The organism is Mycobacterium sp. SMC-8, from assembly GCF_025263565.1.
In the GTDB taxonomy this organism is placed as follows: Bacteria; Actinomycetota; Actinomycetes; order Mycobacteriales; family Mycobacteriaceae; genus Mycobacterium.
The window spans coordinates 6,408,363-6,429,839 of record NZ_CP079865.1; the positions used below are offsets into that span (position 1 = coordinate 6,408,363).

Annotated in this window: 19 protein-coding genes and 2 pseudogenes; 9 read left to right on the plus strand and 12 right to left on the minus strand. The window is 69.1% G+C overall.

Translation table 11 applies throughout. The features are described 5' to 3' along the window. Positions 1–68: 68 nt before the first annotated feature. On the minus strand, positions 69–923 hold the full coding sequence (mshB, locus tag KXD97_RS30720) for an N-acetyl-1-D-myo-inositol-2-amino-2-deoxy-alpha-D-glucopyranoside deacetylase (protein ID WP_260754762.1): 855 nt from the start codon (positions 921–923) through the stop codon (positions 69–71). A gap of 61 nt (positions 924–984) precedes the next feature. Here mshB and KXD97_RS30725 point away from each other — a divergent pair, with 61 nt between their 5' ends. Further along, entirely contained in the window at positions 985–2,184 is a 1,200-nt protein-coding gene (locus KXD97_RS30725; protein ID WP_260754763.1) for a chloride channel protein, read from the plus strand. On the opposite strand, the gene KXD97_RS30730 is transcribed toward KXD97_RS30725, so the two are convergent. Together KXD97_RS30730 and typA are read right to left on the minus strand one after the other, a co-directional pair. Next, the gene (locus KXD97_RS30730; protein WP_260754764.1) at positions 2,168–4,090 is read right to left on the minus strand and encodes an ABC transporter family substrate-binding protein; all 1,923 of its coding nucleotides are present in this window, start codon (positions 4,088–4,090) and stop codon (positions 2,168–2,170) included. The two genes, KXD97_RS30725 and KXD97_RS30730, sit on opposite strands and share 17 nt — an antisense overlap. A 38-nt stretch (positions 4,091–4,128) precedes the next feature. After that, entirely contained in the window at positions 4,129–6,036 is a 1,908-nt protein-coding gene (gene typA / locus KXD97_RS30735) for a translational GTPase TypA (RefSeq protein ID WP_260754765.1), read from the minus strand. Positions 6,037–6,092: 56 nt separating this feature from the next. Between typA and KXD97_RS30740 the strand changes: the two genes are divergently transcribed. The 3 genes from KXD97_RS30740 (at position 6,093) to KXD97_RS30750 (ending at position 7,309) form a co-directional block, all read left to right on the plus strand. After that, complete coding sequence (locus KXD97_RS30740; protein WP_260754766.1) at positions 6,093–6,260, plus strand: hypothetical protein; 168 nt, start codon at positions 6,093–6,095, stop codon at positions 6,258–6,260. Between the two features lie 91 nt (positions 6,261–6,351). After that, positions 6,352–6,624, plus strand: coding sequence for a hypothetical protein (locus KXD97_RS30745; protein WP_260754767.1), 273 nt, complete (start codon positions 6,352–6,354; stop codon positions 6,622–6,624). 157 nt (positions 6,625–6,781) lie between these two features. After that, the gene (locus tag KXD97_RS30750) at positions 6,782–7,309 is read left to right on the plus strand and encodes a DUF488 family protein (RefSeq protein WP_260754768.1); all 528 of its coding nucleotides are present in this window, start codon (positions 6,782–6,784) and stop codon (positions 7,307–7,309) included. Between the two features lie 117 nt (positions 7,310–7,426). Here KXD97_RS30750 and narI read toward each other — a convergent pair. From narI to KXD97_RS30780, 6 genes and pseudogenes are all read right to left on the minus strand, one after another. Next, a pseudogene (gene narI, locus KXD97_RS30755) lies at positions 7,427–8,171 on the minus strand (respiratory nitrate reductase subunit gamma); the annotation flags it as partial. A 12-nt stretch (positions 8,172–8,183) separates the two neighbouring features. Continuing rightward, positions 8,184–8,816, minus strand: a pseudogene (gene narJ, locus KXD97_RS30760) (nitrate reductase molybdenum cofactor assembly chaperone); the annotation flags it as partial. Beyond that, complete coding sequence (narH, locus tag KXD97_RS30765; protein WP_260754770.1) at positions 8,813–10,468, minus strand: nitrate reductase subunit beta; 1,656 nt, start codon at positions 10,466–10,468, stop codon at positions 8,813–8,815. The gene narH and the pseudogene narJ, both read right to left, overlap by 4 nt. Further along, positions 10,465–14,160 carry a nitrate reductase subunit alpha gene (locus KXD97_RS30770; protein WP_260754771.1) on the minus strand — a complete coding sequence of 1,232 codons (3,696 nt, stop codon included), beginning with the start codon at positions 14,158–14,160 and terminating at the stop codon, positions 10,465–10,467. Before KXD97_RS30770 ends, narH begins: the two co-directional genes overlap by 4 nt. After that, a complete protein-coding gene (locus tag KXD97_RS30775) occupies positions 14,157–15,353 on the minus strand; it encodes a NarK/NasA family nitrate transporter (RefSeq protein ID WP_396885556.1) in 1,197 nt (398 codons plus the stop codon). The genes KXD97_RS30770 and KXD97_RS30775 overlap by 4 nt, the downstream gene beginning before the upstream one ends. A 205-nt stretch (positions 15,354–15,558) precedes the next feature. Beyond that, complete coding sequence (locus KXD97_RS30780; protein WP_260754772.1) at positions 15,559–15,957, minus strand: (deoxy)nucleoside triphosphate pyrophosphohydrolase; 399 nt, start codon at positions 15,955–15,957, stop codon at positions 15,559–15,561. Between the two features lie 27 nt (positions 15,958–15,984). Between KXD97_RS30780 and KXD97_RS30785 the strand changes: the two genes are divergently transcribed. Then, complete coding sequence (locus KXD97_RS30785; protein WP_260754773.1) at positions 15,985–16,266, plus strand: 4a-hydroxytetrahydrobiopterin dehydratase; 282 nt, start codon at positions 15,985–15,987, stop codon at positions 16,264–16,266. Here the strand turns inward: KXD97_RS30785 and KXD97_RS30790 are convergent. Beyond that, positions 16,214–17,440, minus strand: a complete 1,227-nt coding sequence (locus KXD97_RS30790; protein ID WP_260758240.1) for a mannosyltransferase — start codon at positions 17,438–17,440, stop codon at positions 16,214–16,216. The genes KXD97_RS30785 and KXD97_RS30790 overlap by 53 nt on opposite strands. 182 nt (positions 17,441–17,622) lie before the next feature. Here KXD97_RS30790 and KXD97_RS30795 point away from each other — a divergent pair, with 182 nt between their 5' ends. Continuing rightward, positions 17,623–18,228, plus strand: coding sequence for a hypothetical protein (locus KXD97_RS30795; RefSeq protein WP_260754774.1), 606 nt, complete (start codon positions 17,623–17,625; stop codon positions 18,226–18,228). A gap of 68 nt (positions 18,229–18,296) precedes the next feature. Beyond that, positions 18,297–19,301, plus strand: a complete 1,005-nt coding sequence (locus KXD97_RS30800; RefSeq protein ID WP_260754775.1) for a hypothetical protein — start codon at positions 18,297–18,299, stop codon at positions 19,299–19,301. A 27-nt stretch (positions 19,302–19,328) separates the two neighbouring features. On the opposite strand, the gene KXD97_RS30805 is transcribed toward KXD97_RS30800, so the two are convergent. Next, a complete protein-coding gene (locus KXD97_RS30805; protein WP_082753974.1) occupies positions 19,329–19,475 on the minus strand; it encodes a DUF1059 domain-containing protein in 147 nt (48 codons plus the stop codon). Between the two features lie 50 nt (positions 19,476–19,525). Here KXD97_RS30805 and KXD97_RS30810 point away from each other — a divergent pair, with 50 nt between their 5' ends. Together KXD97_RS30810 and KXD97_RS30815 are read left to right on the plus strand one after the other, a co-directional pair. Continuing rightward, the gene (locus KXD97_RS30810; RefSeq protein ID WP_260754776.1) at positions 19,526–20,185 is read left to right on the plus strand and encodes a nitroreductase family protein; all 660 of its coding nucleotides are present in this window, start codon (positions 19,526–19,528) and stop codon (positions 20,183–20,185) included. A gap of 31 nt (positions 20,186–20,216) precedes the next feature. Next, positions 20,217–20,606 carry a recombinase family protein gene (locus KXD97_RS30815; protein ID WP_260754777.1) on the plus strand — a complete coding sequence of 130 codons (390 nt, stop codon included), beginning with the start codon at positions 20,217–20,219 and terminating at the stop codon, positions 20,604–20,606. Between the two features lie 40 nt (positions 20,607–20,646). On the opposite strand, the gene KXD97_RS30820 is transcribed toward KXD97_RS30815, so the two are convergent. Beyond that, on the minus strand, positions 20,647–21,231 hold the full coding sequence (locus KXD97_RS30820) for an HhH-GPD-type base excision DNA repair protein (protein ID WP_260754778.1): 585 nt from the start codon (positions 21,229–21,231) through the stop codon (positions 20,647–20,649). Positions 21,232–21,477 lie beyond the last annotated feature (246 nt).

Here is a 21,477-nt window from a genome sequence, read left to right on the forward strand (position 1 = left end):
AGATCCGGGTCCATGTGCTTCCCTTCCGCGCGCTGGGTTGCGGGCAGCTTACCCCGCGCAACGCGGCGTCAACCGAGGGACAGCCCGGAAAGCAGGTCCGTCTCCCAGCCGCGGTGGTCACGGTCACCGGCCGTTCCCGCCGCCAGCTTGTAGTACTCGGTGGAGTCGACCGGCAGCGCGACGTTGTTCGACAGCGCGAACGCACGCCCGTCCGGTGCGACGCTGACCTGCGTCGCGTGCGCCCGCAGCGCGGCGATCCGCGCCGGCGTGTGTGCGCTCAGTTCCACGGCCGCGTCGATCTCGTCGTCCGGGTAGCCGACCAGCGGTAGGTCATCGGCGGACACCCGGATCCATCCGTCCGGCACGTCGCCGAGGGCGGCCAGTCCCGCGGTGAGCGCCGACGCCGACGTCACCGTCCAGTAGAGCTTCGGCACAGTCCACGCCGCGGCCTCCACCGCCGCCGTCGTGATCCGGTGGACGTGGATGTGGTCCGGATGTCCGTAGCCGCCGTTCGGGTCGTAGGTGACGACGACGTGCGGGCGCAATTCGTCGATCGCGGCGGCCAGCGCGGCGGTCTGTTCGGCGACGTCGCCGTCGACGAACCGTTGCTGCTTCCGGGCCGGTGTGCCCTCCATGCCCGAGTCCCGCCAACGACCGGCCCCACCCAGATAGCGCGGCCGGTCGACGCCGAGTTCGGCCAGCGCGGCGGTGAGCTCACTGATCCGGTAGCCACCGAGTTGGTCGGCGCGGTCGACCGCCAGCCCCGCCCACTGGTCACCGATGACCTCCCCCTCCTCCCCGAGGGTGCACGTGATCACCTGCACCTGCGCACCGCGACCGACGTAGTGCGCGATCGTCGCCCCCGTGGCGAGGGTCTCGTCGTCGGGGTGGGCGTGGACGAACAGCAGGCGCGGGGTCTCCATTCGGTCCAGCTTGCCAACCCGTTCGCCGTCGCGGTTGCCGGGCCTGTCATACATTCGGCTCGTGAACCGCCGCGCCGTGCAGTTCGGGTGCGCCGTTGTCGTCGTCGGTGTGATCGCGGGGATGGCCGGCGCAGCCACGACGCTGCTGCTGCACGCGGTGGAGCACCTCACCTACCACTACAGCTTCGGCACCCTGCTCAGCGGTATCGAGGGCAGCAACCACATTCGCCGCGCCGTCGGCCCGATGCTGGGCGGCGCCCTGGCCGGTTGCGGGTGGTGGGCGTTGCGGCGCCGCCGGGACAGGGCTGGGCTGACGGCGACGGCTGACGCAGGGCTGCAGGTGCTGCTGGTCGGTTCCGGCGCCTCGCTGGGCCGTGAGGGTGCGCCGCGGCAGCTCGCCTCCGCGTGGAGTGACACCGCCGTCTCCCGGCTCGCGCTCACCGCGGCGGACCGGAAGATCCTGCTGGCGTGCGCGGCCGGCGCGGGGCTGGGCGCGGTGTACAGCGTGCCGTTGGGCGGGGCGATTTTCGCGGCCCGCATCGTGCTGCGCACCTGGCATCCGCGCGCGCTGGGCACCGCGCTGATCACGTCGAGCATCGCCGTCCTGGTCGCCGCACCCGTGACCCACCTGGAGCATCCGCTGTCCTGGCCTGATGCCCGCCTGTCCTATCTGCTCGGGTTTCTGGCGTTGGCGATGGCTCCGGTGGCGGTGGCGGCGGGCCTGGCGTTCGACCGGCTGATGCACGCCGCCCCGACGATGAAACTGAAGTCCTGGAACGTGATTCCAGGAATCGCCGCGGCCGGCCTGCTGACCGGCGTCTGCTCGATCTGGCTTCCCGAGTTACCCGGCAACGGCCGCAGCATCCTGGAGGTCAGCATGAAGACCGGGCTGACGGTGACCTCGGCGGCTCTGATCCTGCTGCTCAAACCGTTGTTGACGACGCTGTTCCTGCGTGCGGGCGCCGTCGGCGGTCTGCTCACGCCCGCGCTGGCCACCGGCGCGGCCGCCGGCTCGCTCGTGGCGCTGGCGGTGAACCAGTGGACGGGAACGCAGTTGCCGGTGGCGGTCGTGTCGTTGAGCTGCGCGGCGGGCGTGCTGGCGATCACGCAGCGCTCGCCGTTGTTCGCGGCGTTGTTCGTCTGGGAACTCGCCCGTCCCCCGCTGTGGCTGCTGCTGGTGTTCGCTGTCGGCGCCTACGCGGCGTACGGCCTCGCGGTGCTGCGTCGGCGAAATGAGCCCGCGGCTATTGCGGAAGTTTGACCCAGTTGCCGGCGTCGCCGACGATGCCGACGGGGACCGCACCGGTCAGGCTGACGTGCTGCACGCTCGGGCCGGCGGCGACGATCGTGGTGTCTTGCAGGATCGGCAGCACCGTGGCCATCTCCCACAGCCTCGGCTCGACCTCGGCGATCACGTCGGCGATGTCGGCGTCACCGCGCAGCGCAGCGTCGATCCTCGGCTGGATGCTGTGGTCGCAGATGCCGGTGATGTTGCTGGGTGCCTGCACGAGCCGGTCGGTGTCGGAGGCCTGGGTCGGAGTCTGCGTCGGGGTCTGCGTCGGGATCGTGCCGGTCGGCCCCGGGGTGGTGCCGATCGGTGCCGGGGCCGTGCCCGTCGGTGACGGATCCGGTGTCTCCGGTGTCTCCGAGGTGGGTGCCGGCGCTCCCGGGGTGGTCGGCACCGGGGTGGCCTCCAGCGCCGGGCATCCGTAACGCGAGGCCAGCGAGGTCGCGAGGTCTCCCCCGGCCGGGTGCCAGCCGATCACGGCATCGACCCTGTTGTCCACCAGCGCATCGCCGTACAGGGTGACCGGGTCCAGCGCCGACACCGATGCGGCGATGCCGACATTGCGCAGCTGGTCGGCGGCGGTGTTGGCGACGGCGACTGACGTCGGGTCGTTGGCGGCGACACCGAGGACCAGCGTCAGCGGCTGACCGTCCTTGGTGAGTTGACCGCGGTTGTTGTCCGGCGGAGCCGGCGCAGGCGGCTCGAGCGGCTCGGGCGCCGGAGCCGATTCGATCTGGTAGCCGGCCTCGGAGAGCAGCGCGATCGCCTCCTCGCGCGTCATCGCCTTCGGTGCGGTCGGGACGTAGCCGGGGTCCGAGGGTGAGCGCACCTGGGCCTGGGCCAGTGTCACGGTGTTGTCGTCGCCGGCGCCGACGGCGGCGAGCAGGTCGACGTCCAGCAGGCCCAGTACGGCTTTGCGGACCAGCGGGTCGGTGAGCATGGGCTGCTGCGCCCGCAGCGTCAGGTGCATGACCCGCGGGGTCACGATCCGCGCGGTGCGCACATCCGGGATCGCCGAAAGCTGCGCGAACACCGCCGATCCGCCGTGAACCTGGGCGACCTGTGTGTCGCCGTTGCGGATCGAATCGGCCAGTGCGGCCGGTGCACCGCCGCGACGGAAGAGGATCAGATCCGGAGTGGCGGGTTTGCCCCAGTAGCGGTCGTTGCGTGCCAGGAGGATCTCATCGCGCTGCGGGTCGATGGTGTCGACCCGGAACTGCCCGCCGGTCACCGGGAGCGTCTGGGCCAGCCCCGCGGCGAACCCGCCGGGCACGTCCTTGACGATGTGGGCGGGCAGGATGTCGTTGAACAGCTCGCGCCACGCCGGGTAGGGCTGGGAGAACGTCACCACGGCCGTCTTGCCGCCTTCGACCGACTGCACACCGGTGATGAGGTCGTAGCCGGCCGGGTCGGCGGTGCCGGGCTGGCTCACCATCTGCCGCCACAGATACCAGTAGTCGTCGGCGCCGATCGGGGCGTTGTCGGTCCACTGCGCCTCGGGCCGGATCTTGTAGGTGACCGTGAACGGGTTCTCACTGGTGACCTCCGCTGATTCGAGCAGCGAGGTGTCCATCTCCCAGCGCGAACCCGTCGGGGTCCGGGAATCGGGTATCGGGCGGAACGAACTGGGCAGCACGAGCGAACTGATCGCGGCGTTGACCGGAGACTGGTCGGAGAGCAGATGAGAGTTGAAGCCCGGCCCGATCGAATCGATCGCCACGATGATCTGGGTCGCCTTCATCGGCGGCGGAGGGGTCACCTCGGTGGTGTCGGTGCTCTGCGGCGCCGGCGGCGGACTCACCGTACAGCCGCTGACCAGGGCCAACGTCATGCCGATCGCGCTGACACCGGCGCTGACGCGTCGCAGGGTCGTCAGCATGCTCTACAGGGTAGCCAGGGGCGGACGGTCCACCGGGGTCAGCTGTTTGCCTGCGCTTTGGCGCGCGCCTTGGCCCGGGCCCGCAGCGATGCCGTCAGCTCGACCTTGCGCACGCGCACGATCTCGGGGGTGACCTCGACGCACTCATCCTCGGCGCAGAACTCCATCGCCTTCTCCAGGTCGAGCTCCAGCGGGCGGGCCAGCGTCTCGATCACGTCGGCCGTGGAGGACCGCATGTTCGTCAGCTTTTTCTCGCGGGTGATGTTGATGTCGAGATCCTCGGCGCGCGGGTTGATCCCGACGACCTGGCCTTCGTAGGTCTCCTGGCCCGGTTCGACGAAGAACTGGCCTCGGTCGGCGAGCTGGATCATGGCGAAGGGCGTGATCTGGCCGCTGCGGTCGGACACCAGCGACCCGGTGTGGCGGGCCCGGATCTCACCCGCCCAGGGCCGGTATCCGTCGAACACCGCGTTGGCGATGCCGGTGCCGCGGGTCAGCGTCAGGAAGTCCGTGCGGAACCCGATCAGGCCACGGCTGGGCACGATGAAGTCCATCCGCACCCAACCGGCGGCATGGTTGGTCATCTGCTCCATGCGGCCCTTGCGCGCGGCCATCAGCTGGGTGATGGCGCCGAGGTGTTCCTCCGGGCTGTCGATGGTCAGCGCTTCGAACGGCTCGTGCAGCTTGCCGTCGATGGTCTGGGTGACCACCTGCGGCTTACCGACGGTCAGCTCGAATCCTTCGCGGCGCATCTGCTCGACGAGGATGGCCAGCGCGAGCTCACCTCGCCCCTGCACCTCCCACGCGTCGGGGCGGCCGATGTCGACGACCTTGATGGACACGTTGCCGACCAGCTCGGCATCGAGGCGGTTCTTGACCATGCGGGCGGTGAGCTTGTGACCGGAGATCTTGCCCGCCAGCGGCGAGGTGTTGGTGCCGATCGTCACCGAGATCGCGGGCTCGTCGACGGTGATACGCGGCAGTGCGTGCGCGTGGTCCGGGTCGGCGAGCGTGTCGCCGATCATGATCTCCGGGATGCCGGCGACGGCGACGATGTCACCGGCGAAGGCCTCGTCGGTGGGCGTGCGTTCCACACCTTCGGTGACGAGCAGTTCGGTGATCTTGGCGTTCGTGATGACGGGATGGCCGTCGACATCGCGCATCCACGCGACCTGCTGGCCCTTTTTGATGCGGCCCTTGTAGATGCGGATCAGCGCGAGGCGGCCGAGGAAGGCCGACGCATCAAGGTTGGTGACGAGGGCCTGCAGCGGCGCCTCGGGATCGCCCTGCGGCGGCGGGATGTGCTCGAGCAGCACGTCGAACAGCGGGTCAAGGTTCTCACCGTCGGGGTTCTCCCCGTTGGCCGGCGCTGTGGTGCTGGCAATGCCGGCGCGGCCCGAGGCGTACAGCGTGGGCAGGTCGAGAGCCTTCTCCGCGGCGGCCTGAGCTTCCTCGTCGAGATCGGAGGCGACGTCGAGCAGCAGGTCGTGGCTTTCCTCGACGACCTCCGCGATGCGTGCGTCGGGGCGGTCGGTCTTGTTGACGACCAGGATGACGGGCAGGTGCGCGGCCAGTGCCTTGCGCAGCACGAAACGGGTCTGCGGCAGGGGCCCCTCGGAGGCATCGACGAGCAGCACGACGCCGTCGACCATGGACAGGCCGCGTTCGACCTCACCGCCGAAATCGGCGTGACCGGGGGTGTCGATGACGTTGATGACCGTCATGCTGCCGTCGGGATGGTGCCGGTGGACGGCCGTGTTCTTCGCCAGGATGGTGATTCCCTTTTCCTTTTCCAGGTCACCGGAATCCATCAGGCGTTCGATCGCGTCATCGCCGCGGTGGCTCAGCGCACCGGACTGCCGCAGCATGGCGTCGACCAGGGTGGTCTTGCCGTGGTCGACGTGGGCCACAATGGCGACGTTGCGAAAGTCCGGACGAGAATTCACGCCGGTGATTGTCGCAGTGCAGTGCACCGATCGCGAAAACGAGAGATTCCCGTCACGTGAAAGCCACCAAGCTCGCCGGCGTCAAGCCCAAGAAGAAATGCTGCCGCAGCAAACCGCGGTGCAAGCGGTGCCCACTGGTGGTTCACAAGGTGCGCAAGGCGGAACTCAACGGCCTGCGGGGCAAAGAACTCGAGAAGGTCTACAAGCGGGCCAGGAAGGCCTGAGCGGCGGATTCGCCTCCGATTCCGCCGGATTCACGCCGGGCCAGGCGTACCGTGAAAGGCACCCGTCAGACGTCTTTGTTGGAGGTAGGTCATGACGGTTTATACGGTGCTCACCATCGTTCTCATCACGGTGCTCGCGACCTTGACGACGCTGGCGATCTTCCTGGGGCTGGCCAACTGGATCGGCGCGTTCTACGTCGTGCGATGTAGCGAGTGTCGGCATCTGACCTTCAGCTCGGCCAACCGCGCTCAGGCATCGTGCCCGCACTGCCGGCATCCAGTGCTGACCCACCCGATCCACGCGATCGCCCACCCGGACGCCCGGGCCGACGTCCGCGTCGCCGGGGACCGCCTGCGCTACTGACGCCCGCCCCCCGTCGTCCTCGGCGGCTCAGTCGCCCCTTCATCCTCGGCGGCTCAGCCGCCCCGTGACCCACGCGCTAGCGTCGGCGCATGGCCTCACCACTGCCGGCGCTACGCGCGGTGTCCGCCGACATCGATCCGGTCGAGCACCGCCCGGCATGACCGGGCTTCTCACCGTCGGCCACGGCACGCTGCGGCGTGACGGGCTGATTGAGCTACTCGACGGCGCCGGGGTGCGGATGCTCGTCGACATCCGCCGCTTCCCGGCCAGCCGGCACAATCCCGATGTCGAGCGCGCCGCGATGCAGACCTGGGCCCCCGCGGCGGGACTGAACTACCGCTGGGAGCCACGACTGGGCGGCCGTCGGCGTCTGGGCTCCGATACCGAGACCGTCGACACCTGGTGGCGCGTCGCCCAGTTCGCCGCCTACGCCGCCTACACCCGCAGCGAGGAATTCGGCGCCGCCCTGGCCGAACTGCTCGGGCAAGCCGACCGGCAGCGCACCGCGATCATGTGCAGCGAGGCGGTCTGGTGGCGTTGTCACCGGCGCCTCGTCGCCGACGTCGCGATATTGCGCTGCGGTGCCCCGGTCACGCATCTGATGCACGACGGCAGGCTGCAGCCCCACGCCCCGGCCGAGGGTGCCCGGCTAGGCGCCGACGGCCAGGTCTACTGGACCGCATGAGAACCCCGCCGGACCGTCGCCGAGATTGCCTGTGGTGCGCCTACTCTCAGGCTTGACGCACGTGGAATGCGATTTCGGCGGAACACCAGCCCCGGCGGGTCACCAACCCTGAGCGGGTCACCAGCCGCGGCGGTGGGGGGCCGATCCGATCAGTTCACCCTGCCGGGCCACGTCGCGGCTGCGGTAGACGATGTACGGACGGAACAGGTACCCGACGGGGGCACTGAACGCGTGCACCAGCCGGGTGAACGGCCACAGGCAGAACAGCGTCAGACCGATCAGCACATGGATGTGGAACCACAGGGGCGCGGCCACCATCAGGTCACCGCGCGGCTGCAGCACCCAGATCGAGCGGAACCACGGGGACACCGTCTCGCGGTAGTCGTGCTCGGCGCCGAGGGGTGTCGCCCCGATCAGCGTGCACGCCAACCCGGCGACGATGGCGAGCACCAGGACCAGATACATCACCTTGTCGTTGACGGTGGTGGCCATGAACACCGGACCCGTGGTGCGCCGTCGATACACCAGCAGCGCGATACCGACCAGCGTGCAGACGCCCGCGATGGCTCCCAGCACCAGCGCCTGGATGTGGTAGGCGTGGTTGCTCAAACCCATGGCGTCGGTCCAGGATTCGGGGATCACCAGGCCGATGACGTGGCCGACGATCACCACCAGGATGCCGAAGTGGAACATCGGGCTGGCGATGCGCAGCAGCCGGCTCTCGTAGAGCTGTGACGATCGGGTGGTCCAGCCGAACTTGTCATAGCGGTACCGCCACCAGGTGCCGACGAGCACGATCGCCAGCGTCACGTACGGAACGACGTCCCAGAAGATCTCCCAGCCGGACATGTCACCGCGGCCTTTCTGTCCCGGCGCCGGCCGCGACCCGGCGCGGGGGGACGGTCAGCGTGAACGGTTGCAGTCCGACGGCTTCGGCGGGGGGACCGTCCGCGGCCAACCGGTGCGCGCGGCGCAGTTCGCCGTCGGTGGCCGGCGGCAGCGTCGAGAGCACCGCCGCGACCGCCGGAGCATACGCAGAGTCCGCCTCCGCCAGTGCCCGATGCAGCACCTCGAGAGCGACCCGGTGCTCGCTCAGCAGGCGCCGCCCGGCGTCGGGGTCGACGGTGGCGGCGAACTCGAGCACCACCGGCAGGTGGTCGGGCGCCTCACCGGCCGGCATCCGGGCACCGGAATGCCGGTAGACGTCGGCGAACTCCAGCATCGCGCGACCGCGGTTGCGGGTGTCCCCCGCGGTCCAGTACGTCAGGTACAGGGTGGCGCGCCGGCGCATGTCGAACGTCGCGACATACCGCTGGGCCGCGCCCATCGGATCGACCCCGCGCACCGCCTCGATCGTGCGCGAAAGTTGTTCGGCCGCAGCACCGTCGATATGGCACAGCAGCTCGGCGGCGGTCTCCAGCTGCCCAGTGTCGGGGTAGCTCAACACCAGCGAGGCACACTGCCACACCAGCCGGTCGGTCAGCGGAGAGCGTCTGCGCAGTCTCATCCGCGGTCCCCGTTCCGCGGGAACAACCCGGGGGGTGCGCCGCGTCCGTCCCAGTTCAGCAGGTTGACCCGGGACGGACGGGACTCGTTGGCCGCCATGTGCTCGCTGGTCTGCCGGTGGCGCAGTGCGTGGAAGGTCTCCACCGCGACGGGCACCGGCACGCCGCTGGCCTCGCCGAACGGCCCGGACTCGTACATGCCCGGTCCCCCGTCGAACGACAACGAGCAGCCCGGCTCCTCGATCCCGGGGAGCCCGTCGGTGGCGTACGCGGTCGGGATCACGTAGCGCTCATCGTATTTCGCCAGGGCCAGCAACCGGTACATGTTGTACATCTGTTCCTCGGTCATCCCGACGGACTCCGGGATGTGCGGCTGCGTGTCGCGGCCGAGGTTGATGTCGCGCATGTAGGACCTCATCGCCGCCAGGCGCCGCAGCACACCCTCGACCACCGCGGTGTCGCCCGCGGTGAACAGTCCGGCCAGGTATTCGATCGGGATGCGCAGCGCCTCCAGGGCGCCGAACAGATTCCCGACGTCCTCGCCGTCGTGACCGCTGCGGCTGACCGCGTCCACCACCGGCGACAGCGGCGGGATGTACCAGACCATGGGCACGGTCCGATACTCCGGGTGCAACGGCAGCGCCACCTGATAGGTGTGGATCAGCGCGTAGATCGGGGAACGCTGCGCGGCCTCGATCCACTCATCGGAGATCCCCTCGGCGCGGGCGGCGGCGATCACCTCGGGATCGTTGGGATCCAACAGGATCGACTTGTGTGCGTGGTAGAGATCGGTGTCCTCGGGTACCGAGGCCGCCTCCAGCACCCGGTCGACGTCGTAGAGCACCAACCCCAGATAGCGCAACCGGCCCACACAGGTCTCCGAGCACACCGTCGGCAATCCCACCTCGATGCGCGGATAGCACAGTGTGCACTTCTCGGCCTTGCCCGTCTTGTGGTTGAAATACACCTTCTTATAAGGGCATCCGGACACACACATCCGCCACCCGCGGCAGCTGTCCTGATCGACCAGCACGATGCCGTCCTCGCTGCGCTTGTACATCGCACCCGACGGGCACGAGGCCACACACGAAGGGTTCAGGCAGTGCTCGCAGATCCGCGGCAGATAGAACATGAAGGTCTGCTCGAGTTCGAGCCGAACCTGCTCGCTGACCTGACGCAGCACCGGGTCGCCGGAGAGCAGTTCGGGTGAGCCGCCCAGGTTGTCGTCCCAGTTGGCCGACCACTCGACCTTCATCGGCTCGCCGCTGATCAGGCTGCGCGGTGGCGCGACCGGGATGTGTTCGCCCAGTGGCGCATTCGTCAGGGTCTCGTAATCGTAGGTCCACGGCTCGTAGTAGTCCTCGATCGACGGCAGTTTGGGGTTCGAGAAGATGTGCAGCAGCTTGCTGAATCGTCCGCCACCGCGCAACCGCAACCGGCCGCGCCGGTCCCGCACCCAACCGCCGCGCCACCGGTCCTGGTCCTCGTAGGTGCGCGGATAACCTTGCCCGGGCCGGGTCTCGACGTTGTTGAACCACACGTACTCGGTGCCGGGCCGGTTGGTCCACGCCTGCTTGCAGGTCACCGAGCAGGTGTGGCACCCGATGCACTTGTCCAGGTTCATCACCATCGCCATCTGGGCCATCGGTTTCACTGGTAGACCACCTCCTGCGAGCGCCGCCGCACGACGGTGACCTCGTCGCGCTGATTCCCGGTGGGGCCCAGGTAGTTGAACGCAAACGCCGTCTGGGCATACCCGCCGGCGAGGTGGCTGGGTTTGACCAGCAGCCGGGTCAGCGAGTTGTGGATGCCGCCCCGCTTACCGGTGGTCTCGGTCAGCGGCACGTCGATCGTGCGCTCCTGGGCGTGATAGACGAACACCACCCCCTCGGGCATGCGGTGGCTGACGATCGCCCGGCACACCACGACACCGTTGCGGTTGACGGCTTCCACCCAGTCGTTGTCGCGCACGGCGATTTTGGCGGCATCGGCCGGGCTCATCCACATCGTCGGCCCGCCTCGCGACAGCGACAACATGAACAGGTTGTCCTGATACTCCGAATGAATCGACCACTTGGAGTGCGGGGTCAGGTACCGCACGGTCAGACCGATGCCGTCGCGGTCCCCCACGGCGCCCTCCCCGAACAACCGGGCCATGTCCAGCGGCGGCCGGTACACCGGCAGCTGCTCGCCGAGTTCCTCCAGCCAGTCGTGGTCCAGATAGAAGTGCATCCGGCCGGTCAGGGTGTGGAACGGTTTGAGCTGTTCGATGTTGACCGTGAACGGCGCGTATCTGCGGCCGCCGGTCTCGCTGCCCGACCATTCCGGGCTGGTGATCACCGGCACCGGTCTGGCCTGCGTGTCGGCATAGGTGATGCGGCGCTCCTCGCTGCCCTCGGCCAGATGCACCAGTGACGTGCCGGTGCGCCGCTCCAACTCGCGGAATCCCTCGACGGCCAACCGCCCGTTGGAGGTCCCGGACAGCGCGAGGATGACGTCGGCCATCCGCTCGGCGGTGGTGATCGCCGGACGGCCGGCCGCCGGACCCGAGCCCAGCACGCCGAACTGCTTGGACAGCTCGGCGACCTCCTGCACCGGCCAGGTGGTCACGCCTTTCGTCGTGACGCCCAACCGGTCCACCAGCGGCCCGAGTGTCGCCCACTTGTCGGCGACCGCCGGATAGTCGCGTTCGACCACCGTGATCGGGCCGATGGTCCTGCCGGGCACCGGCACCTCACCGGTCTCCCGCCAATCGCGTTGCACGCCCGCGGGATACGCCATAGCAGCGGGTGTGTCGTGCTGAAGGGCGCCGAGCACCACATCGGTGCGGGTGCCCAGATGGGTGCGCGCCAGTGCCGAGAAGCTGCGGGCGATGGCGCCGAATGCGTCGAAGTCCGAACGGGTCTCCCACGGCGGGTCGATCGCCGGACTGAAGGCATGCACGAAGGGGTGCATGTCGGTCGAGGACAGATCGGCCTTCTCGTACCAGGTGGCCGCCGGCAGCACCACATCGGAGAGCAGCGTCGTCGACGTCATGCGGAAGTCGATCGACATCAACAGATCGAGCTTGCCCTCCGGGATCTCGGGCGACCACGCGACGTCTCGGGGGCGCAGCGCCTCTTCGGTCGGGGTGGCCTGCAGATTCGAGGTGGTGCCGAGCAGATGGCGCAGGAAGTACTCGTTACCCTTGCTCGACGAGCCCAGGAGATTGGCCCGCCAGACGTCGAGCACCCGCGGCCAGTTCGCCGGATCGTCCGGGTCGGTGACCGCCAGCTTGAGCCGCCCCGCGGCCAGCTCCTCACACACGTACCGCGGGATGTCACGCCCGGCCGCCTCGGCGTCGTCGGCGACATCAAGGCTGGATCGGTCGAACTGGGGGTAGAACGGCATCCAGCCCATCGCCGTCGCGGCGGCCACCACGTCCATGGTGTGCTTGCCCGCGAACCGGCCCCGCCCGGTCGGGCTGGCCAGCGCGTCGGCGCGGTAGCCGTCGTAGCGCCACTGGTCGGTGTGGGCGTACCAGTACGACGTGCCCGGCATCTGGCGCGGAGGCCGGGACCAGTCGGTGGCCATGCCCATCGTCGCCCAACCGGTGACCGGCCGGCACTTCTCCTGGCCGACGTAGTGCGCCCAACCGCCGCCGTTGCGGCCCATCGAGCCGGTCAGCAGCAGCAGCGCCAGCACGGCCCGGTAGGTGGTGTCCCCGTGGAACCACTGGCAGATCCCGGCACCCATGATGATCATGGACCGGCCACCGGATTCCTCGGCATTGCGGGCGAATTCGCGCGCCACCCGAATCGCTTGTCCGGCAGCCACTCCCGTGATCGACTCCTGCCATGCCGGGGTGTAGGGAACCTCCGCGTCGCCGTAGCCGGCCGGCCAGTCACCGGGCAGACCTGACCGGGCCACGCCGTACTGCGCCAGCATCAGGTCGAACACGGTGCACACCCGGTGGTCACCGACCCGGCGCACCGGCACCCCGCGCCGCAGGGTGGCACCCTGCCCACCCTCGGTGTCGAAGCGCGGCAACGTGATCACCGCGGTCTCGCCGCGGCCGGAGTCGTCGGCCACGGTCAGCGCCGGGACCAGGCCACCGAGGTCGAGGTTCCACTTGCCCTCGCCGGCCTCTCCGAACCGGAAGCCCAGCGACCCCGGCGGCACCGCGACGTCATTCGTCGCGCCGTCGAGCAGCACCGGCTTGAACGCGGCGTTCTCCTGCGCGGCACCCTCCCCGAGATCGGCGGCGGTCAGCATCTTGCCCGGTACCAGCGCGCCGGCACGCGCTTCGAGCTTCACCAGGAACGGCAGGTCGGTGTACGTGCGGACATAGTCAACGAAGAACGGGACCCGTTGGCGGACAAAGTTTTCGGTGAGGATGACATGCCCCATCGCCATTGCCAGGGCCCCGTCGGTGCCGGCCGCGCAGGGCATCCACTCGTCGGCGAACTTGGTGTTGTCGGCGTAATCCGGGCTGACGCTGACCACCTTGGTGCCGCGGTATCGCACCTCGGCCATCCAGTGGGCGTCCGGGGTGCGGGTGACCGGCACGTTGGAGCCCCACATCATCAGATACGACGCGTCCCACCAGTCACCGGACTCCGGGACGTCGGTCTGGTCACCGAACACCTGCGGAGAGGCCACCGGCAGGTCGGCGTACCAGTCGTAGAACGAGGTCATCGCACCGCCGAGGAGGCTGACGAACCGCGCACCCGCGGCGTGGCTGACCATCGACATCGCCGGGATCGGCGAGAACCCGGCGATGCGGTCGGGGCCGTAGGTCTTGATGGTGTGCACGTGCGCGGCGGCGATCATCTCGGTGGCCTCGGCCCAGGCCACCCGGACCAGGCCACCACGGCCCCGCGCCTGCTGGTAGCGCCGGCGCCGCTCCGGGTCGGCCTGGATGTCGGCCCACGCGAGCACCGGATCCCGCAGTCGCGCTTTGGCTTCCCGGTACATCTCGACCAGCACACCGCGCGCGTACGGGTACCGGACCCGGGTCGGCGAGTAGGTGTACCAGGAGAACGCGGCGCCTCGAGGGCATCCACGCGGCTCGTACTCGGGCCGGTCGGGTCCCACCGACGGATAGTCGGTCTCCTGGGTCTCCCAGGTGATGATGCCGTCCTTGACGTAGACCTTCCACGAACACGACCCGGTGCAGTTCACGCCGTGGGTGGAGCGGACCACCTTGTCGTGGCTCCAGCGGTCGCGGTAGAACACGTCACCGTCGCGGCCGCCGCGGCGGGCGACGGTGCGCAGATCGTCGGAGACCTCGCCGCGGGTGAAGAACCGGCCGCTGCGCGCGAGCAGCTCTTCGGCGACGCCGCCGGTCCGAGGTGCGGTGGTCACCGGGAAACCCCCTCAACGCGTGGCTCATGGGCGTGCAGCCGCAGCGCGGTGTAGGTGAACGCGATCAGCGCGGTCGCCACCAACAGCGACAGGCCTATGGAGTAGTCGTTCTCGATGCTGTCGTAGGTCGCCCCCATCACCAGGGGCGGGAAGTAGCCGCCGAGTCCACCGGCCGCGGCGACGATGCCGGTGACCGAACCCACCGACTGGGCGGGCGCGCGCCGGGCGACCCAGGCGAAGACACCGCCGGTGCCGATGCCCAGGAACAGCGCCAGGGTGATGAACGTGACCGCCGACCAGAAGTCCGGCGGTGGCTGAAAGATGGCGACGGCCGCGGTCACCGCCGTTCCGGTGAACGAGGCGAGCACCACGTACTTCGGGGCGAAGCGATCGGCCAGCGCACCGCCGACCGGCCGGGCCAGCACCGCCGCAAGGGCGAAACCGGCGGTACGCGCACCGGCGTCCACCGCCGAGAAGTCGTAGATGGTCTTGATGTAGGTCGGCAGATAGTTGCTGAAGGCGACGAATCCACCGAAGACGACGGCGTAGAGGAACGACATCTCCCACGTCACCGGCAACTTGGCCGCGGCCTTGAGTTTCGGCACCACTGCGTCGTGGTTGGGCGTGAAGTCCGGCGAGTCACGCATGACCACCAGGCACAGCACCGCGGTCACCGCCAATGCCACCGCGATGACCACGTGCGTGGTGAACAGACCGAACCAGTTGACGAAGCGCGGAGTGAAGAACGCCGACAGCGCGGTGCCGACCATGCCCATGCCGAACACGCCGGTGGCGAACCCGCGGCGGGAGGCCTCGTACCAGTGGTTGGCGAACGGGATACCGACGGCGAAAACGGTGCCGGCGACGCCGAGGAAGAATCCGAAGACCACCAGCAACAGATAGGAGCCCGACGACCCGGCGATGCCCACCGCCAGCACCGGGATGATGGACGCCAGCGTCACCGCGATGAACATCACCCGGCCGCCGAAGCGGTCGGTGAGCGGCCCGACCACGATCCGGCCGAGCGCACCGACCAGGATCGGGGTGGCCACCAGGATCGAGGCTTGGCTGCTGCTCAGCGACATATCGCCGGCGTAGGTGGTGGACAGTGGGCCGATCATGTTCCAGGCCCAGAAGTTGATCGCGGAAACCCAGGTGGCCAGCGCCAGATTGAGCCCCCGCCGTGCGCCGATGTCCGGCGTTGTCGCCGTACTCACCGATCCAGCGAAACATCTTTGCGCAGCGATGTGTCACGATTGGCGATATTGAATTGATCTGGGGCAGCTTGATTTTCGACCGGCAGGCGAACCTAAGCCGGCTAACTGGTGAACTGCGACCGCGCGGACGCCGCTGAAACCGCTGTTCTGAGGGTCATTCCGGGCCCGCCGCGGGGTTGCGTCACGCGACGGGATCGTTCAGCAGCCGGATCAGGTCGGGCAGCCACGCCCGGTCGGCGGGCACCCACGGCAGGCCCTCGATCTCTTCGCCGCGCGCCCAGCGCAGCGCGTGGTGGTCGTGGGGCGTCACGATGCCACCGGTCCGGGTGACGACGTACGCGCGCAGACTCATCGTCGCGGTCACGGCGACGTCGCCGCCCACCCGGGCGCCGACCGTCACGTCGACCCCGAGTTCCTCGTTCAGCTCGCGTGCGAGCGCGGCCTCGTCGCTCTCCCCCGGTGCGACCTTGCCGCCGGGAAGTTCCCACAGCCCGGCCAGCTCCGGTGGGCGGGCGCGCTGGGCGACAAGCAGCGCCCCGTCCTCGACGAGCGCACCGGCCACCACGATCACGTTCGACATCGCGCCAGACGGTATACCGTCGAGCTCATGGCTGTGTTAACGGATGAACAGGTCGACGCCGCCCTGCCGGAACTCAACGGCTGGGAGCGCGCCGACGGAACCCTGCGCCGATCGGTCAAGTTCCCCGCGTTCCTGGACGGGATCGAAGCCGTCCGCCGGGTGGCCGAGCACGCGGAAGCAAAGGATCACCATCCCGATATCGATATTCGTTGGCGCACTGTCACTTTCGCCTTGGTCACACACTCAGAAGGCGGCATCACGGACAAGGACGTGCAGATGGCCCGCGATATCGACGGGATCCTCGGATAGCGATCCAGGCCAGCGTCGCCAGCGTGGCGACGATGTAGATCAGACCTGCCCACGCCAGGTACCACGGCCGCGGGATCACCCAGATGGTCGGCTGGGCGAAACTCAGCAGCCACGGCACCCCGATCAGGGTCAACACCAACCATCCCCAGCCGAGCACCCGCGCACCAAGCCGGTCGCGCAGCGGACCGTGCAGCAGCCAGATCATCAGCGGCAACAGCCACACCCAGTGGTGGGTCCACGAGATCGGGGACAGCAGCAGACCGAACAACTCGACGATGACGATGGCGCCCAGCCGGTCGTTGGCACCGCCGATGGCCCGCCACGCCAGCAGCGCGAGCACCGCGGTCACCACGATCCCTGCCAGCACGACGGGACCGTAACCGGCGTCGTGCCCGACGATCCGGGAGATCCCGCCCCGCCACGACTGGTTGAACGACGTCCCGACCGGGCCGACACGGTCGGCGTCGCCGAGCAGCTCGGTGAAGTAGACGCGAGTCTGCTCCCCGACGAGCAGCGCCGACACGCCGATGGTCAGAAGAAAGACCGCCGCCGAGCAGAAGACCGCGGCCCAGCGCCGCGCACCGACGAAGTACAGCCCCGCCACCGCCGGCGTCAGCTTGACCCCGGCGGCCAGCCCGACCAGCAGGCCTGACAGCCACCACTTCGAGGTGTACACCGCGTACAGCACGGCGAGCACGAGCAGCACGTTGACCTGGCCGTAGTCGAATGTGCTGCGCAGCGGCTCGGTCCAGATACCGACGGCGGTCCACAACATCGCGACACGCCGATCGCCGGGCGCCGATTCCGGGGACAGCAGCCGCTGACTGAGCCGCACCACGCCGTAGAGCGCGGCGATGATGCCGACCTGCCAGGCGAACGCCACGACGCCGAACGGCAGCAGGTGCAACGGGAAGAAGACCACCGCGGCGAAAGGCGGATAGGTGAACGGCAGCGGAAAGTCCGGCGTCTGCTCGCCGTAGACGTAGTCGTACAACGTGCCTGGCCCGTCGAGTTCGGCGGCCCCGCCGATGTAGACGTGCAGATCGACGAAGTTGGCGCCGTTGGGTACGAGGTAGGTCCACGCCAGACGCAGCGCGATGCTCAGGGCCAACAGCGCGGGCGCCGCTGCCCGTAGCCCAGCGGTCGCCCGGGTGGCGGATTCGGTGGTGTTTATTCGACCGACTCTAGCGAGCGGTCACCGTCCGCCTTCACCTCAGTAACGGTTCCATAAATGCCACACTTGTCACTTGAGTAACTCTAGTAACAGGCTAGCTTCGGGTGCAGGCGTGCCGTCAGTGTCTTTCTCGGTCATTCGCGGCCTCCATCAAGCGCCACCGACGGAATGGGAGAACTTTCATGCACCGCACCCGGAAACTGTTCGCAACCTCGATGATCGCAGCGGCTGGAGCGGTGTCGGCTCCCGTGGCGCTGAGCGCCACCGCATCCGCCCAACCGGCTCCTGCGCCTGCCCCCGCGCCGGCTCCCGAGGTGCCGGGCCTGCCGTTCCTGCAGCAGCTGGCCGCCAACCCGGCCGCCGCCACGCAGATCATGCAGGGCTTCGCCAACATGATGGGCACCGCTCCGGCCGCGACGGCGACCACGACGCCGGCCACCCCGGTCTCGGGTCCGGGTGCGACCGCGTCGATCAACCTCCCGCAGCCCGCGAACGTGCTGCCCGGCGCGACCGCCCTGCCCGGCGGCAACATGACCACCGTGCCGGTCGGCAACACCACCACGGTGCCGCAGACCGCTCCGGCGGCCGCTCCCGTGTCGCCGCTGTCGGGTCTGACCGATTCGCTCGGCGTCCCCGGCGGCCTGGCCTCGCTGCTGCCCGGCGGGACATCGCTGGCCGGCCTGCTGCCGACCGGCGCGACGGCACCGGTCACCGCCGCACCCGCGGCCGCAGCGCCGGCTCCCGCTCCGGTACCGCCGCTGTTCACCCCGCTCTCGGCCCTGCCGTGACCGACTGAACGAGCTCGACCCATCTGAAACCACCGATGTATTGGGGGATCATGCCTACGACCCGGCTCATGTCAGCAAGCCCGACGAAGCTCACCACCCAGCTGGCGGTGTGCTCATCCGCGCTGCTGCTGACGATGGGCGTGACCGGGGTGGCGCACGCCGAACCGGCGGCGCCGCCACCGATTGACGGGTCGCAGGCCCCCGGTCTGCCCGCCGTGCAGAGCCTGGGGCCGGTGATCCAGCAGGCGGCTTCTGATCCCACCAATGCGGCATCGATGTTGATGGCGGCCGCCGCCGTGTTCGCCGGGGACATGGCGGCGCCGCAGCCGTCGCGCGATGTGGCCTCAGCGGTCAATCAGTTCGTCGCTCAGCCCGTCGCGCACGTCCCGGCGACCGGCGCCGTACCGGGTACCGAGGCGCACCTACCCGCCGGCGTCAACCCCGCCCACGTCGTCGGCCCAGCCCCCGAGGCCGTGCCGCACGCGCTGCCCGAGGCACACGCGCCGGCCGCGGTCCCGACGCCGCCGGGACCCGCGTCCCCCGTTGCCCCGGTTCCCGCACCCGAGGTGGCCACGCCGGTCGCTGCGCCGGTGGAGCCCGCGGCCGCACCCGCCGCCCCCGCCGCCCCTGGTGCTCCGGCGGCTGCACCCGGGCTCGGCCCGAACGCACCGGTGACGCAGGACTTCCTCTATCCGTCCATCAGCAACGGCTGCCTTGCCGACGGCGGCAATGTGCTCGCAACCGCGATCTCGGTGGCCGGCCCGGCGACAATCCCGCTGCCCGGACCCGGCCCCGGCCAGACTGCGTACGTGTTCACCGCGATCGGCACGCCCGGCCCGGCGGCCGAGCAGAAGCTGCCGCTCAATGCGACATGGGTGAACCTGACCACCGGCAAGTCCGGCAGTGTCACCCTCAAGCCGCGCCCGGACATGAACCCCAACGGTCCGACGACGCTGACCGCCATCGCCGACACCGGTTCGGGCAGCATCATGTCGACGATCTTCGGTCAGGTCACCACGACCGAGAAGCAGTGCCAGTTCATGCCGACGATCGGCTCCACCGTCGTCCCCTGACCCCGCTGCGCCGCGCAGGGGCGTGGATCAGTAGGCCATGAACAGGATCGCCTCGCGGTCGTAGTCGCGACCCGGATGCACCTCGGACAGGTGCTTCTGGGCCTGCTCCACGAGGTCGTCCTCGTCCTTACCGGTGATCGCTTCGCCGCAGGGGCAGTTGAGATGAGTCTTCATGGGTTCACTTTGACACAGCCGCCGGCGGGCGATGAGACAAGATCGTCAACATGGACCTCTACGACGTCATGCGCACCACCGGAGCGGTCCGGCAGTTCACCGCGGACCCGCTGCCCGACGACGTGCTGCACCGGATCCTGGACAACGCGAGGTTCGCCCCGAGCGGCGGCAACCGGCAGGGCGTGCATGTGATCGCGGTCCGGGACCGGAACACGCGGGAAGCGCTCGCGGCGCGGAGCGCGACTGGCGCACGACGTTACGTCGCCCAGAAGCGCAACGGCGAAGGGCCGTGGAACCCATTGCGCCCCATGGAGATCAGTGAAGAGCAGGTCGCGGCCACCGAGGTGCCGGCCGACATGACGGCCCCGCTGCGCAGCGCGGCGGTGGTACTGGTGGTGTGCGTCGATCTCGGCGTGGTCGCGGCGATCGACCAGAACCTCGACCGGATTGGTCTGGTCGCCGGGGCGTCGGTGTATCCGTTCGTGTGGAACGTGTTGCTCGCCGCCCGCAACGAAGGCTACGGCGGCGTCCTGACGACCATGGCGGTCGCCGAGGAACCGGAGGTGAAGGCGCTGCTGGGCATTCCTGACGACTATGCCGTCGCCGCGGTGCTGCCGTTGGGCAAACCTCAGCGTCAGGTCAGCAAGCTGACGCGCAGGCCCGTCGCGGAGTTCGCAACCCGCGAGAGGTTCGACGGCGAGTCTCTGTGACGGCGCCCGCGCGAGGTGAGACCTTGGAACGGTGACGGTCACGCTGGGTTATGCCACGGCCGCGAACGGGGACCTCGACGAGCAACTCGCCGAGCTCGCTGCGGCCGGCGTGGATCCGCGCCGGATCTTCACCGACAAGACCGCAGGCTCGGTGGAGAAGATGCGGGCCGGACTGGTGGCGCTGCTCTCCTACGCGCGCTCCGGCGACGTCGTCGTCGTGGTGACGATCGAACGGCTGGGACGGTCCGCGGCGGAGGTGGCGCAGACGGTGGCCGACCTGACTCGCCGCGGGATCACGCTGCGCTGCCTGCGCAACGGGCTCGACACCGCCACCTCGACCGGACGCGTGGTCGCCGGGATCCTGTCCGACCTGGCCGCTCTGGACGTCCCTGGTTCCGCCGAAGCCGCACACAGGTCGTGATTCGGCCGCGGTGTGAGAGCGCCCCGCCGAGCAGGAGAAACTAGGCCTTCGCCGCCTTCGCTTCCTTGTTCTTGGCCTTGGCTTCCTTCTTGTACGCACGGACCTTCTGCAGCGAGCCGGGGTCCGTCACGTCCGCCACCGACATGTGCGTGCCCGCCTTGCCGTAGTCGCCGGCCGCGGTCCGCCAGCCTTTCGGGGTGACGCCGTACTGCTTGCCCAGTAGCGCCAGGAAGATCTTGGCTTTCTGCTCGCCGAAGCCGGGCAACGCTTTGAGCCGGCGGAGCACGTCGGCCCCGTCGGCTCCGTCGGACCACAAGGCCGTCACGTCGCCGCCGTACTCATCGACGATCACCTGCGCCAGGGCCTGCACCCGCTTGGCCATCGAACCCGGAAACCGATGCACCGCAGGCGTTTGCGCGCACAGCTCGGCGAACTTGTCGGGATCGTGGTCGGCGATCGACTGCGCGTCGAATCCGCCCATCCGGTCGGCGATCTTCTTCGGACCGCCGAACGCGACCTCCATCGGGATCTGCTGGTCGAGGAGCATTCCAACCAGCAACGCGAACGGATTGTCTTCCAGCAGAGCATCGGCCGCCGGCTCCTGAACCAACTGCAGTTTCGCCACGCGGCCAGTCTAGGACGACGCGACTCTCGGCTTCCCCGAAGCCGGTGCTGCGAACCGTCGGTGGCTGATAAAGCCCACCGCGAAATCGGAATGCCTCTGGATATCGAAGCCGTACGTCGACGCATCTCTGATGCGGATCGTCCCGACTGGACGTACACGTTGCGCAAACTCGGCAACAGCCGTTTCGGGATCTGGACCGGGTCGATTGTGCGAACGTGTAGGCGATAACGGCGGCAGAGCCCGGAG